The sequence below is a fragment of the Marinomonas sp. ATLA20 genome (assembly GCF_057180105.1).
The window spans coordinates 48,030-62,936 of sequence record NZ_JBXUKU010000006.1 but is presented as its reverse complement, the minus strand read 5'-3'; the positions used below and the strand labels follow the sequence as shown (position 1 = coordinate 62,936).

Here is a 14,907-nt window from a genome sequence, read left to right as displayed (position 1 = left end):
CACTAAATTCATGGGCCATTCTGCCAAGTATAGACCAAGTGAGATTGAATAAATAATGCAAGGTGAATTAAGACCGATGGCTACAGAAGCTGTGGCGATACTGCCTAAGCAATTTATGTATCAGCTGGTGAGCCTGATAACATGGAAACTGTGTGTGATTCCATTTGCAGAAATATAGGTCATAAAAAGCGTATCTTGTCGGAGTAGTTTATGCTGCGCTTCAAACCAGTTATAAATACGAGTTATAAGTTTTGAGAAATTATGAGTAAGCTGACAGAAGAATCCATAGAATTTGCTAAGAAGCATATTGAGAGCTTCTACGACTCTGACTTCTTTCCAAAGGGGTTTGAGTATGAGGCAATCTGGCACTGCTGGGATGAAGTAAAAAAATATTTGCTAGGTAGCAATATAGGCAAGCTAAGAACAAAGCATCCTCTTACAATGGCATCTAAGAAGCCATCTGGAAGTTATCGAATTGTCCATCAATTAGAGCCGTTAGATACAATCATATATACAGCTTTAGCCTATTTGATAGTTGAAAGGATAGAGCTTGTACGAGCTGATGAGAAGATTGCCTGCTCTTATAGATTTGCAATTGATGACGGTGGTATTTTTTTTGAGAAAAACTCTGGATTCAAGACGTTCACAGATATGATAGAAAATCATTCTGATGAATTTAAATATATACTCGTTACTGATATTACTGATTTTTACAATCAAATTTATTTGCATCGCCTGAATAACGCAATAGAGCGAGCTGATCCAACTTTAAAAAATATAGCAAATGATATTGAGGCTTTTATCTCGTCGATAAATGATAAAGCATCTCAAGGTGTTCCTGTTGGTCCAGCTGCCAGTATCATTATGTCCGAGGCTGTTCTCGTAGATATAGATGAATATATTTCAAACTTTGGTGTGGAGCATACTAGGTACGTAGATGATATTAGAATATTTTCCGACTCGAAAGAGGAACTAGAAAAAATTCTTGAAAAGCTTACTCTATATCTACATGAAAATCATCGTCTTACCTTGGCGTCTGACAAAACTTATATAGAAGAAACTGAAAAGTATGTAGAAGGCGTTCTTCATAATCAATATGAAATGGAAAAGGTAGAAATATTTGAAACTTTGGAAATATTCAATCCTTACTCTGGAGAGGTTGAGCACGAAGAAGTTGTTGTAAAGGATAAACCTGATTTAGAGGAACATCTTAAAAATATTAAAGATAAACTTTTAAAGAGAGATACAGTTGATTTAGGTCTTGCTAGAGCGCTAATTAGAAAAGCAAAGGCTAATCGAATTGAGTTCGTCGCCGATATGATTTTTAGTAATTTTGATTTTTTCTCGCCTGTAATTAATGATGTCATTCTGTACTTTAAGGTATTGTCTAACAGAAAATGGATAAAAGATAACCTAGATAACTTTGTTTCAATTCTATCTAGCACTGCGATTATGCAGAGTTTGGTACGATATTGGGTTGAGTGGTTTTTTGCCGGAGATGAAGCTCTTTTGAAGAATCCTAAAATTAAGAAGTTTATAGGTCAGAGCGAATTTGTAGAGAATCAGGCCTATGCAGCGCTCACTTCTAAAAACGTAGCTTGGGTTAGAGATAATAAAAACCGAGTTTTTTACGTTGGGGAAAAAGGCAAACGTGCAATATTGAGGGCAACAAAAATTTTACCAAAAGATGAGCGTGATAATTGGTTAAGAAACATCGAAAAAAATACGCCAGAAGAGTTGGATCGATGGCTAATTAAATGGGCGATAGATACAGCTTAAAAAATCATAACAAAGTATGGATAAAGTATGGATATTATGGATATTAGGGTCAGATGAAAAATAGTGTTTTTTCATCTGACCCTAGATCCTCTAGATCCTTTTTTTTAATTCATTACTTTTGTTCAGCTGATATTCGTCAAGGTCGTTGGCGAGAAACAGGTTGCCTGAATAATGGGCTTTGGCTTCTTGATAAATGTCGGCGATGGAAGGGGATAGGTTCGGGTTGGCTTGGTATCGAGGGCTAAAGTGCGTTAACACTAAGTTTGGGATGTTAGCTTGCTCGGCAAAGGTCGCCACAAGCTCGGCGTAACTGTGGCCGTAGCTGTTCCCCGTTTTTACAACGAGTTCTTTTGTGTACGTGGCTTCATGAACCAGTACGCTGGCGCCATGGCTTATTTGAGCCAATAGCTCTGGCTGGTCATTGTCGCCTGCCACTATGATTTTTTGCGGGTTTGAATCGTATAGCAAATAGTCTTCACAATGGATTAGTTTGCCGTTTAGCTCAACATCTTGCCCCTTTTGTAACAGCCCCCAATATGGTCCTCTGGGGATGTTATGCTGCTCCAGTTTTGCCACATCCAAGCGCGGGTTGATGTCTTTTTCGGTAAAACAGTAGGCATAAGAAGGGACTCGGTGAGACAGGGCGACCGTTTCCACACGAATCTTTCTAAATTCGACAGATGGCAGATCATCAGTACAGACAAACTCAATGTCATAGGGCAGATACAATTGTGTATGTTGCTGAGTCGCTTCCACCCATTCTTTCACACCACTTGGTGCCATGATTTTCAATGGCGCCTTGCGGCCATTCATGGCAGCACTTGCTAATATGCCTGGCAACCCATAACAGTGATCGCCATGAATGTGAGTGATGAAGATGGCTTGTAGGGCATTGATCGATAAATTGGTATGAAGAATCTGGTGTTGCGTGCCTTCGCCACAATCGACAAGGTACCAGCCGTTGCCTCTTTCTTCACGCACCGCGATGCCAGTTACATTACGAGTTTTGGTGGGAACGCCTGCCGATGTTCCAAGAAAGACAATATTCATTTTTTACCTTGATGCATAAAAACGGTTTATTTTGCGTAAGCCTAATGTTTTCATGGCCAAGCGGCAATCTTGGGTTGTATAGATGGTTTATTATTTACCTAGATTCAAAAAACTCACATCAGTCACTGCTAAGAAGTGTTATCTTCTATACGCTTCCTGAGCTAAAATAGCGACCTAATTCATACTTCAATACAAGAGATTTATAAATGACCGCATTTGATACAAAAGTGGAAGAGCTGATTGCTAAGCATCCCCATTTAACCAAAGATGAAGCCATCAAAATTGTCACTGAAAAAAATAACCGTAAAAAACAGAAAAGAAATGAAAGGTCCAATAAAGACGGTGTGAACAAGGGCTAGAAACAAGTCGATTCAGTGGCTTTTAAAGGAAGATGAGTACTATGTTGATGTCGAATAAAACGGTCATTATTACCGGTTCAAACTCTGGAATTGGAAAATATACTGCTATTTCGCTGTGTAAAATGGGGGCTCATGTTGTCATGGCGTGTCGGGAAACAGCCCACGGTAATGAACAGTCGGTATTCGATGTCATGAAAGAAATAAAAGAGCTTGTTCCGAACGCTCAGCTCTCTTTCATACCGTTAGATTTAGCATGCTTTGAATCCACTCGAAATTTTGTTAATCAGTTTACTCAGAACCACAGTCGTCTTGATGTTCTACTCAATAATGCGGGGGTTGTTAGTCTTGATAAGCGAAAAACAGTTAATGGCTTCGAGTTGACGATGGGTGTTAATCATTTAGGACCTTTCTTATTAACCAACCTCTTGATTGATGTGCTTGTCTCTACCCCTGGGGCGCGTGTTGTTAATGTTGCCTCTAAAGGCCATGCAAAAGGAAAGATTAAATTCTCAGGGAATAAGATTAGAGAGCGTCGACCCTATTTCGGGCTTGCCACATACGCTGATTCAAAGCTAGCAAACATCTATTTTACTCAAGAGTTAGCTGAGCGTTTGAGGGAACATAAGGTGACTGTGAATACGTTACATCCGGGAGGCGTGGCAAGCAATATTTGGCCTGATTCGAAAGGAATTATTGGTATGATTAGGCGGCTGATTGTTAAAAATTTGAAAGGGCCTGAACAGGGGGCAAGCACATCTATTTATTTGTGCTCATCTCCAGAAGTGGAAGGCGTATCTGGCAAATATTTTTATAAGAAAAAAGCAATTAGCCCGCATAGAAGGGCTCATAATATTGAGATTCAAAAGAGGTTGTGGGATGTGTCTGTGGCGTGTACTGGACTTGAGTAAATGGTAATTGAAATAAGATAAAAAACACGCAGAAAAGGCCGATGTTATGAAAATAACATCGGCCTTTTTCATAATGAAGCTTTAATATTCTAACGCCATTTCTGCCATTTTCATGGTGTTTTCAAATGAGGCACAGCCTGCGATAAACAAGCCGTTATGACAGAACATGGCATCGTTTAAACCGGTGACGTCTTGAAGTTCTTTATCTGATAATCCAGCCCACGGCGCAGGGAGTTTTTTGCGGTCTTCAAACGAGCCGAGTTCAACGGGTACGGTTTGTATACGCCATTGCCCTGTTTGCGATGGGTAAACCATGAAAAGAGCGTCTTGCGATAATCTAAGTACGGTGGTTTTCCAGGGTATGTATTTTTCTAACACGATGACTCTTGGGTCTTCGACTTTTTCAATGGCGTTGGCGACGATGGTTTTTGCGTTTACGCCACCGCTTGCTGCGGCGATGAATCGAGTTAATATGCGAGAGATAATAAATTGGATGGCTAAAGGTGTGCCATTGCTGCAAGGTGAAACATGGGTTGTCTGTTAATAGTTTATTTTTACATGCCTCTGCTGTTAGAATATCTTAATTATTAGGTATGTAAATAATTATGAAAGGTAGTGCTATCTTGAAGAAAAAGGATTTTTTTAAAATATTGAAGTGTTTTTTATTTCTCTTAATTATATTTATACTCTTTATTGTGATTATAATAGGTAAGTGTAAGTATGAAGAAATCGACCAAAGAATAACTGAAGGTAGTGGTTATGGTTTGTCAATTGGTAGTTCTTTTAGTGATGTGATTAATATCCTAAAAAAAGTCCCAGAAAAATATCCAAACTCTACTTTACATTATTATACAGAGGGAAGTGAATCTACTCCAATCTCATGGAGTTCTATAAATCAGATAAGTCCAAGTGACGGATTGTTTCTGGTTTATGATACTCACTCAAACTATTTAGATTATCTAGATGTTAGCTTTAATGAGAATAAAGTTAATGAAATAAATAGAGTTAAGTTTTGTGCTCTAAATACTGAATACAAAGCATCGCATCGTTGTATTGCTAATTTATTAGGTATAGATTATTGATGCGGTAAATTATTTAAACAGAAAAAAGGTAGGTGTTTAATATTCTTCTTAGAAATAGTGGGGAAATTAAATATGCTACTCCGTTTTAAGTTTTTGGCTATTAAATAGGTATACCCCGTTATATCATTTCAAAAAAAGACCGATGCTTCACACATCGGTCTTTTTTTATTTCAAATCTCTAATAATCCAACGCCATTTCTGCCATTTTCATGGTGTTTTCAAATGAGGCGCAGCCTGCGATAAACAAGCCGTTATGACAGAACATGGCATCGTCTAAACCGGTGACGTCTTGAAGTACTTTATCTGATAATCCAGCCCACGGCGCAGGGAGTTTTTTGCGGTCTTCAAACGAGCCGAGTTCAACGGGTACGGTTTGTATACGCCATTGCCCTGTTTGCGATGGGTAAACCATGAAAAGAGCGTCTTGCGATAATCTAAGTACGGTGGTTTTCCATGGCGTGTATTGTTCTAACACGATGACTCTTGGGTCTTCGGCTTTTTCAATGGCGTTGGCGACGATGGTTTTTGCGTTTACGCCACCGCTAGCTGCTGCTATAAAGCGAGTCAAGATGCGTGATGCAAAGGTAACGGCTTCATCAAAACAGGCGTCGAAATTGCCTTCTTCTTGCCAAGTCGGATTAAACATGGAAATGGTTTGACTGAGGCTAATACCTGTTTGTACGCCTTCAACGTGTCCGCAATCTATGGCGTCGATGGTGGAGACTAGATTTTTATCCAATGAATTCGTAACTTCTTGGTCACCTGCGCATATTTCTAGACCGTACTTTTGCCAAATCAAGCCAAAAGATGAGAATGGGATACCGTTTTCTCGTGCGCCGGCGCCGCCTTTTTGGTGATGGTCAAAACGGCCTTGTTCTGCGTCGTAAATACCACCTACGTCAAGCACAATGTCGGCTTCGGCCATGACGTCTAGGTCACGTGTGCGTATTATTTTGGCAGACGGAAAAAGGTGTTTAAGCGCCGCTACGGCAAATACGTCGTCTGCGTGAAAGTTGCCATTGTGCGTTGCGATTACTTGAACTTGTTCGGTCATTCTATAGTCTCTTTTATTGATATCATTTCACTTAACAGCACACAGGTACTAAAGATCGCGATTTTACTGGTTTTTGGTGGAGGGCGACACCGCTCATTGTAACAGTATTGAAGACAGGCTTGGGCAAAAGCCTTAAGAATAGTTTGAAACGCTGAATTTGTAGTGAAAGGATCAAAGGGGCTCTAGTGAGGTGTGTATTGTTAAGCAATATAAATAGGAATATGATCCTTACAAGCCTTGCTGTATCGGCCTTTCAGTCATGCTTGAGGTAACTGATTTACGTCTCTTAATCGTGGTTTTCAGCGGTTAGGTTTTGTTAAAGGTCTTAGACATGAAAGCCCCTATCCGATTTGGGTATTGTCAAATATCATTAGTTAAGTATTACACGTAGAAGAGACGTTTATGGAAGAGTTATTCACTCAATTTTGGCAAAATCATTCCAGTACCATTATTACCCTTGGTTATCGAATTGTGTTGGCCATTGTTATATTTATCGCCAGTTCATTTATTGCAAAAGCCGTTCGCAAGGCAATACTAAATACAAACTCTAAACTGCATAAGCTGGATGCTACTCTGACACCTATATTTTCAACCGTCGCCAGTTATGCAGTTTATGTTATTGGTGGTGTGTTTATTTTAGATATCTTTGGGGTTAATACAGCCAGTCTTATTGCCTTGGTTGGTGCGGCTGGTTTGGCTATCGGTTTAGCTCTGAAGGATACATTAAGTAATATTGCCGCAGGAATTATGTTGCTTATATTACGACCTTTCAAAGCGGGCGATTTTATTGAATTCGGCTCTACACAAGGTGTGGCGAAAGAAATTAATTTATTCACCTGCGTTTTTGAAACCGTTGATGGTTTATATATAGCTTCTCCAAACAGTGTTTTGTGGGGAAACAATATCAAAAACTTCACGCGCAATGGCAGGAGGCGAATGGACATTGTTGTCGGTATATCTTATTCGGATTCTATTGAGGTCGGTTTGTCTGTACTTCAGCAAGTGGCGGAAGGTGAAGTTAGGCTATTAGAAGATCCAGCGCCGCAGACAATGGTTGTTTCTATGCTGGACAGCTCGGTGAATATTCAGCTTAGAGCTTGGGCAAAAAATGATGATTATTGGCCGACGTACTGGGATTTAAACAAGCGAGTAAAAGAGTCGATAGAAGCCGCTGGTTTAACGATTCCTTTCCCACAACGAACCTTGCATGTGGTTAGTGAGCAGGGCGCTCGTGCGTTGAAAGGCAAGCCATAATGGTTTTTGAGAGTCTTATAGAGTTTTAGCTTACTTACATAGCCGCCTAAGATAAGTGTTTTCTGGGACGGCTATGTTTTGTCGTTAGCTTACGGCCTTACTGCCATATCTCTACTCGGTTACGGCCATTGTCTTTTGCACGATACAAAGCTTGGTCTGCCAGTCGAAGCAAGTCGGAATAGTTTTCTACCTGATGTGAAAATGCCACGCCCATGCTGACAGTCATTGTGAGATCAGCCGCTATGCCACTATAGTCGTAGGTTTCAATGCTCTGACGTATATTTTCACAATAAGCCGCTACATCTTCATTGCTCATGCCTTTGACCATCAGGGTAAATTCTTCACCGCCCCAGCGAGCAGCATGCACTTGTTTATCATCGGCAAGGCGTTGTAGTTGGTTAGCGAGCGCTTTTATTGCTTTGTCTCCAATCAGGTGAGAGTAATGGTCATTTATTCTTTTGAAGTGATCGATGTCCATAATAACCAAGGCAAGTGTGATTTCTTTTGACTTGGCTCTAATGAATTTCTCGCTCAGCCATCGATCAAAAGCTCGACGATTCGGCAATCCTGTTAATTGGTCTTCATTGGCTTGGCGTTGAAAGTCTTCTGATTGTTGGCGCAAAGCATAAGTTTGTTTCTCAACCAGCGCTTTTAGTTTTAGCTCGCTTTGTTGTAGTCGGTGTAAGCGCCATTTTATGCCGCTAGCTAACAGTATTAAAACCAAAATTACTAAGCCTATTTGTACTTCTAAACGCTGCCAAAAATAAGGTGAAATGGTGAATTCATATACCTCATCTGCATTATTCCAATCACTGTAAGGGTAACGCGCACTGACAAAAAACTGGTATTTTCCTGGTGCTAAATTGGTGTATTCGGCAATCGTATTCTTGCCTCTAGAAGCCCAATTTTCTTCAAAGCCAGCTAACATTGTTCGATATTCAATGCGGGACGACAGAATATATCCTAAGCCTGCATAGTTAAATGACACCCGATTTGTGCCCGCAGGTAAGATATTTTCTTGATTGGCAGATAGCTCGACGCCATCAGCTGTTATGGATTCTATGGCGATGGGTAAACGAGTGGTATTTTTTTGCGATATGCTTGAGCTATCTATCATGGCAACGCCTTTGGCGGTGGCAAACCATAATTTGCCATTTTCCATCGCCACAGCCGCAGGGTTAGACCCTCCATTTGCTTGCGCGCTGGCTAGCCCATCGCTTTCAGAGAAATGCTCAAAAGATATGTCTTTTTGTCGCCCTTCAGCTACGGCGTGGGCGGCGTGGTAATCGACTCGCCAAATACCGCGATTACTGGTAAGCCAGAGGCCATTAGTACCATCGTAAATCACCTGGAATAGCTTATCGATGGGTAACCCTGAGCGTCGCCCGACCAAACCAAGTTGTTCGTTTTGCTGGTTATAACGAATTAACCCGCGATCTGTGGCAATCCAGACGTAACCTTTTTCTACCCAGAAGCCAAACGCATATTCAGCGTCCTCGAGGTTATGAATCGGCACACTTTCAAAACCGTTCTTGGTTAATTTCGCTACACCGACACCTGTTCCAACCCAAATCTGCCCTCGGTCATCTTCCGCCAATGCCATAATATAATTGTCAGGCAAGCCATTATGTCGAGTAAGTACTTGTTGTTGTCCTGTTGTGTCTTGTTTAACCAGACCATTAGTGGTGCCAATCCATAAATTACCCTGAGTGTCCTCTAAAATAGATCTGACTTCATCACTGGGTAAGCCATTTTTATGATCAAGTTGAGGCAATAGCTCGTGGTCATTCCAAAGCATGAGACCATTGAGATAAGTGCCAACCCAAATGCCGCCATCGTGTCGCTTGGCAAAACTAAGGACCGAAATAGGGCTGCTGTTACTGGCTAGGGCGTTCCGAGCTATATTATTACTGATAACGCTTAGTCCTTCACTTGAACCGACCAATACGGATTGCTCATCAATGTCGATAACGCTACGAACATAATCGCCTATGAGCCTACGTTTCTTGGTCCAAGTGGTAAAAGGCGCTTTACGTAAACGCATCAATCCACCGTTAGTGCCAATCCAAATGCTGCCTTCAAAATCCTGTAAGATTGATAGAACACGATTATTTGGTAAACCTGATTGCGTGTTGAGCCTTTCTATCTGATTATTTGTTAATCTCACTACACCGTTTTTTATCGTACCTAACCATAGGGTGTTTTCATCGTCTTCCATTAAGGTGGTGATCGCTTCTCCAGCTAGACTTGGGTGCAATAGCGTGGGGCGGTTATCGCCTATTATGTAAGCACCTCTTTCTGTCGCCACTAGTATTTGACCATTATGTGTTTCCAGCACGGAATATACGTTTAGGGTTGGTAAGTTATACTGCGTTAACACTTCTAGTTTGCTTTGCCCATTTACCTGAAATAAACCTTTGTTTGTCGCTGCCCAAATTCGACCTTTACTGTCTTCTAATAATCTATTTGCACTAATGTTTTGTAATACCCAGGTTTCCTCACCCACAGCATCTTCAACACTAGACTTGGCTCGATGAAATACCCCCAGACCTTCCACCGCTATCCAAAGGTCACCTGAGCTGTCTTTAATTAAATGGTTGACCATGCTAGGAGCGGCAAAGTGTGGCTGCCAGGTATTGTCTTTTCGATAGGTAATTCCGCCTCTGACGCCAGCAACCCACAGACCATTATCGGTATCAGACACCAAGGCACGAGTCCCCGAATCAAGAATGCCTTTTTCTTTTGAACGTTCATAAAAACGAAAATCACGGCCGTTATAACGGGCAACGCCTTCCCAAGTTGCAAACCATAAATAACCGTCGGAGGTTTGCGCTATGGCATTGATACTATTGTGCGGAAGGCCTTCTTGGGTTGACCAAGCATCTTTGAAATAATCTGAAACTGGAATAGAAGATTTAGCATGAGCTAAATGAAAAGCGCAGAACATCAGAATTCCAATTATCACTTTTGACGAACTGATAAGCGTCATTTTTCCCTCATACTTATACAAATTAGTAACATCGAGATTGCTGGTGTCCACTATTGAAAAATATTTTTAATAGCGATAGGCATTCATAATATTGCTCTGCTAGTTTTACTATGAAATGAATGCTCGGAATGGGTAATAACAAACTTCAGTAAATTGGCTGGATAATATCACAAAGAGTTTTACTGAAATGTTTCCAAATGTTACTGAGAGACAATAATGCCTTAAAACTAAGGGGTTTAAGTCTATTTATCGAATGTGTTTTGTGTTGTTTATGGCATTTCAGTGGGTGCTATAAATTAAGCTTATAGATATTGCTTGTAATAAAGAGAAAATATCGTAGTTATCTTTTAATGAATAATAGTAAAGACGAGTTTTAATGATGACTCGTCTTTACTAGCCTAATTAAAAAATTAGTAACATTTAGCGCCTTTGTTTTGTTTAATCAAGGATTCATAAATCGGTACATTTTTGGCTAAATTAGCTTGTAAGTTTTTAATGCGGTTAGCATTTGACGGGTGAGTTGATAGTAACTCAGGCGTTTTGCTTTCACCGCCAGCGCTCATATTGCGCCATAACTGAACGCTTTCGCGAGGGTCAAAGCCTGCTTTTGCCATGTATTCTAAACCAAGCAAATCGGCCTCAGACTCATGGGATCGGCTAAAAGGCAAAATAATACCGATTTGTGCTCCAAGACCCAGTGCTTGGAATATCGCGATTTTTTCTGGTGACTCTTCACCGCTTAATTGGTAACCCAGCGCTAGGGCTTGGCTTGTTGCCAACTGAGTTGAAACACGTTCATTACCGTGTCTTGCGATTACATGGGCTAACTCATGACCCACGACTGCAGCAAGTTGGGATTGATTTTCCGCCACTTTTAATAAACCGGTATAAACGCCTACTTTGTAACCTGGCAGAGCAAACGCATTTACCTGATCATCGTTAAACAACACCACTTCCCAGTCTTGCTTGCGGTATTTATCTGGTAACACTGCAATCAATGAGTCCGCCACACATTGTACTTGCTCACGCAACTTTGCATCTGATGATGCTGGTGTTTCTTTCTTCATTTCCGTAAAAGACTGAACACCCATTTCATTCATCTGGCTATCAGGCAACACCGCAAACTGTTTACGGCCCGTCGGTGAAGAGCTACAACCCACCATTACAACCAACGTCGCCGCCAGAACCGCTTTAAAAGAAACCTTCATAAACACCATGATAAAACCGCCTTTAAAAAAACTGCCTAGACTGTTGAGCATGACCGCCATTATAGAGAAGGGCTTTCACAAGAAGCAAATGGGAACTTTTCCAAACCTAGTCATTGTAAGAACGAGATTTAAATGATAAAAATATTCCCATGAATCCTTTATTAAGTTTTTTTCAATACAGCGCCTCTACCACCACGACCGCAAGGTTGTTTGGAGGGTAGCTGCTATTTGATAAAAAAGCCCTCTGAGCGAATCGCCAGAGGGCTTTTTTATGTCTATACCTTGTTGTTCGCTCAGAGTATTTCACTAAAAATCTTTCGTTAGGAGAAAGGTATGAAAACTCATCGCGAACTTGCGGAACAACTCGATTTATTCCATTCAGAGCAACAAGCCCCAGGAATGCTATTTTGGCATCCCAATGGCTGGCATTTGTTTCAAAATATACAAGAGCACATGCGACGCTGTTATCGTCAATATGGCTTTAAAGAAGTGCGTACACCTCAGTTAATGAAAAAAGAGCTATGGCACATATCTGGTCATATGGATATGTACGCTCAAGATATGTTCTTTGGTGGCGAGCAAAATGGCGAGCAAGAATACGCTTTAAAACCTATGTCTTGTCCTGCTCATATATTGATGTATAAACGCGGCGTACACAGCTATCGAGACTTACCACTGAAGCTATTTGAATTTGGTTTAGTGCATCGTAATGAATCATCCGGTTCATTAAATGGATGCCTAAGATTGAGGCAGTTTACTCAAGATGATGCCCATGTTTTTTGTGCTTGGTCACAGGTGAAGCAGGAAGTTGGCCAGTTTCTTCAGCGAGCGAAGCAGATTTATAACGACTATGGCTATCAGGCGCTACAAGTAAAAATCTCTACTCAACCAGAGAAAGCATTAGGTGACGATGCATCGTGGCGACGTGCGGAAGACATACTTAAAGAAGCCTGTCAGGCAGAAAATGTTCTTTACGACATTCAAGTTGGAGAGGGCGCGTTTTATGGGCCAAAAATTGAGCTGGCATTACAAGATGCCATGGGACGAGTTTGGCAATGTGGAACAATACAACTGGACTTCAATTTATCAGACCGTTTCGAATTAGAATTCGACAATGAGCAGGGCAAAGTGGAGCAACCTATTATTCTACATCAAGCCGTTTATGGTTCCATAGAGCGCTGGATTGGCATATTGCTGGAAGCATCACAAGGCGTATTGCCAGAATGGATACATCCGCAACCCATCGCATTAGTGACTGTTAATGATTCCGTCTTAGACTACGCTAATCAGCTAAGAGCAGACCTAGAGCAACAAGGCATCAATGTCGCTTGTGAATTTGGTGATCACTCGGTTGGGCGTAAGATTAAACGCAGTTTCGAACTGAAAATCCCCAACATCGTCATAATAGGTGAGCAAGAAGCCCAAGCGGGAAAATTGACAATCCGCCGAGGAAAGCACATTGAAATGATCAACAAGGAAGAACTGATCTCCTTCCTCAAAGCCAAACAAAATTTTAGATAAAAAGGAGCAAATTATGACCAGCGAAACCAGATAGGCCGCCAAGCAATTGGCGGCCTTTTTCTTATTGGGTTGGTTAAACGTTGAAAGAATATCGCAGTGTTTGTTGTAGTTACATACTAAGCTTAGACTTTGTTAAAAAATGATGAACATGCGTAAACGCAAGAGAAAGACAAATGGATAAAAATACAAATGGATAAAAACACAAAAACCAGCACCGACAATGGCAAGCAACCTAATACCGACAAGGATACGAAACTGAAAACACTTCAAAGTCTTATTCAAGAGGGCATCGATAGTGGTGAAGTTGAGTATAGCTATGATGAATTGATGAAAGAAATGGATGGCGAATTTTAGGTGTTACTTGGAGTGTTGGGGGGCCAATCAAAAATAGGTTCTCATTACACCATTGATTAGCTACGAAGAAGTCAGTTCGACGCAACAGCGTTGCGCGACCTTATGGAGTTTCAGAGTCAGTTAAAAATATCCTTCCTAAAAACAGCAAAAACAATCTATGCCTTACGGTATAAATCGTCTTGCTAAACATGTCATTAAATAAAATGAGTGAGACGTTTGGGCGAAAGCCAGATAAAGAGACCTTTTGGTTACTTTTGCGGATCTGGGCAAAAGTTACACGCCCAGCAGGGCGGAATAGACTTGCAGCTCAAAGCTATTGAGAAGAAACAAATATACTTGATTACCCAAAGATGCATCTTTCTCTTGGAAGATAAGAGTGGATAGGTACTGGATGAAATCCACAAAACCTCTGGCACTTCTGCCAAAAATCACTGTCTATTCACTACCGAGCGTATTTTTCCTTTATGATAGTCGCCATTAGAATTTGAATTAAAGTTGGAACCCGAAAATTATGAACAGTACTCCTACACATAAACCACGTCCGATGGTTGATCTTATTGTTAGTGTTATCTTGCCATCTGTCATTTTGATGAAGTTAAGTGGTGAAGATAAGTTGGGTACAACCGGAGGTTTGCTGGCGGCGTTGGCGTTTCCTCTTGGTTGGGGGATTTATGAGTTAATAAAGTACCGCAAGTTTAACTTCATCGCTTTGCTGGGTTTGGTGAGTGTGTTGTTAACAGGCAGTATTGGCTTGTTTGAGCTGGACAATAAATGGTTAGCGATTAAAGAAGCGGCGATTCCAGCCGTCATTGGTATTGCTGTTTTGATCTCGACCTTTACGCCTTATCCCTTGGTGCGAGCAATGTTCTTTAATGCGGCGATCATGGATGTCGATACCATCAAGCAAAAGCTAGAAGAGAACAACAGTACCGCAATGTTCGAAAAGCGCTTAATGAAAGCCACATACTTTATCGCATGTTCTTTTGCCTTCTCTGCAACGATGAATTATGTCTTGGCGAAGTGGATCGTCACCAGCCCAGCGGGTACGGAAGCCTTTAATGAAGAACTAGGTCAAATGACTTTATACAGCTACCCAATGATCGCCATTCCATCGATGATCATGCTAATGGCGATATTTTATTATCTATGGCGTAGCATCCAAAAAGCCACTGGATTGAAACTAGAAGACTTAATTGTTAAGAAATAACCCCATCCTCTGCCATTCCCTTGAGAAAGGGGATGGCCCATTCTGTACTGTGCTTTTTTATGGCGGGTAAACGTTATCCGATTAGCTTGCGCTGAATTAAAGGAAGGAATAACTAGCTAAGTGCCTAAGGCGGTTAGCTTGT

General features: G+C 41.0%; 13 protein-coding genes. 8 read left to right on the top strand and 5 right to left on the bottom strand.

What is annotated here, in order from left to right; translation table 11 throughout:
* Positions 1-261 precede the first annotated feature (261 nt).
* Entirely contained in the window at positions 262-1,779 is a 1,518-nt protein-coding gene (locus AC2A4J_RS11675) for an RNA-directed DNA polymerase (RefSeq protein WP_484176123.1), read from the top strand.
* A 90-nt stretch (positions 1,780-1,869) separates the two neighbouring features.
* Here AC2A4J_RS11675 and AC2A4J_RS11670 read toward each other — a convergent pair whose 3' ends face one another.
* The gene (locus AC2A4J_RS11670; protein ID WP_484176122.1) at positions 1,870-2,829 is read right to left on the bottom strand and encodes a ribonuclease Z; all 960 of its coding nucleotides are present in this window, start codon (positions 2,827-2,829) and stop codon (positions 1,870-1,872) included.
* Positions 2,830-3,035: 206 nt separating this feature from the next.
* Here AC2A4J_RS11670 and AC2A4J_RS11665 point away from each other — a divergent pair, with 206 nt between their 5' ends.
* Together AC2A4J_RS11665 and AC2A4J_RS11660 are read left to right on the top strand one after the other, a co-directional pair.
* Complete coding sequence (locus AC2A4J_RS11665) at positions 3,036-3,188, top strand: hypothetical protein (protein ID WP_484176121.1); 153 nt, start codon at positions 3,036-3,038, stop codon at positions 3,186-3,188.
* A gap of 41 nt (positions 3,189-3,229) precedes the next feature.
* Entirely contained in the window at positions 3,230-4,096 is an 867-nt protein-coding gene (locus AC2A4J_RS11660; protein ID WP_484176120.1) for an SDR family oxidoreductase, read from the top strand.
* An 81-nt stretch (positions 4,097-4,177) separates the two neighbouring features.
* Here AC2A4J_RS11660 and AC2A4J_RS11655 read toward each other — a convergent pair whose 3' ends face one another.
* Positions 4,178-4,555, bottom strand: a complete 378-nt coding sequence (locus tag AC2A4J_RS11655; protein ID WP_484176285.1) for an MYG1 family protein — start codon at positions 4,553-4,555, stop codon at positions 4,178-4,180.
* A gap of 146 nt (positions 4,556-4,701) precedes the next feature.
* Between AC2A4J_RS11655 and AC2A4J_RS11650 the strand changes: the two genes are divergently transcribed.
* Entirely contained in the window at positions 4,702-5,178 is a 477-nt protein-coding gene (locus AC2A4J_RS11650; RefSeq protein WP_484176119.1) for a hypothetical protein, read from the top strand.
* A 178-nt stretch (positions 5,179-5,356) separates the two neighbouring features.
* Here the strand turns inward: AC2A4J_RS11650 and AC2A4J_RS11645 are convergent, their stop codons facing one another.
* Positions 5,357-6,232 (bottom strand): MYG1 family protein, encoded by an 876-nt coding sequence (locus AC2A4J_RS11645; RefSeq protein ID WP_484176118.1) that lies wholly within the window; start codon positions 6,230-6,232, stop codon positions 5,357-5,359.
* A 402-nt stretch (positions 6,233-6,634) separates the two neighbouring features.
* Between AC2A4J_RS11645 and AC2A4J_RS11640 the strand changes: the two genes are divergently transcribed.
* Positions 6,635-7,486 (top strand): mechanosensitive ion channel family protein, encoded by an 852-nt coding sequence (locus AC2A4J_RS11640; RefSeq protein ID WP_484176117.1) that lies wholly within the window; start codon positions 6,635-6,637, stop codon positions 7,484-7,486.
* 97 nt (positions 7,487-7,583) lie between these two features.
* Here AC2A4J_RS11640 and AC2A4J_RS11635 read toward each other — a convergent pair whose 3' ends face one another.
* Both AC2A4J_RS11635 and AC2A4J_RS11630 read right to left on the bottom strand, forming a co-directional pair.
* Positions 7,584-10,475, bottom strand: a complete 2,892-nt coding sequence (locus AC2A4J_RS11635; protein WP_484176116.1) for a two-component regulator propeller domain-containing protein — start codon at positions 10,473-10,475, stop codon at positions 7,584-7,586.
* A gap of 410 nt (positions 10,476-10,885) precedes the next feature.
* Complete coding sequence (locus AC2A4J_RS11630) at positions 10,886-11,692, bottom strand: M48 family metallopeptidase (RefSeq protein ID WP_484176115.1); 807 nt, start codon at positions 11,690-11,692, stop codon at positions 10,886-10,888.
* A 324-nt stretch (positions 11,693-12,016) separates the two neighbouring features.
* Here AC2A4J_RS11630 and thrS point away from each other — a divergent pair, with 324 nt between their 5' ends.
* The 3 genes from thrS (at position 12,017) to AC2A4J_RS11615 (ending at position 14,765) form a co-directional block, all read left to right on the top strand.
* A complete protein-coding gene (thrS, locus tag AC2A4J_RS11625) occupies positions 12,017-13,204 on the top strand; it encodes a threonine--tRNA ligase (RefSeq protein ID WP_484176114.1) in 1,188 nt (395 codons plus the stop codon).
* 189 nt (positions 13,205-13,393) lie between these two features.
* Positions 13,394-13,558 (top strand): ribbon-helix-helix domain-containing protein, encoded by a 165-nt coding sequence (locus tag AC2A4J_RS11620; protein ID WP_255828725.1) that lies wholly within the window; start codon positions 13,394-13,396, stop codon positions 13,556-13,558.
* Between the two features lie 511 nt (positions 13,559-14,069).
* Positions 14,070-14,765, top strand: coding sequence for a VC0807 family protein (locus AC2A4J_RS11615; protein WP_484176113.1), 696 nt, complete (start codon positions 14,070-14,072; stop codon positions 14,763-14,765).
* The last annotated feature ends 142 nt before the right edge of the window (positions 14,766-14,907 follow it).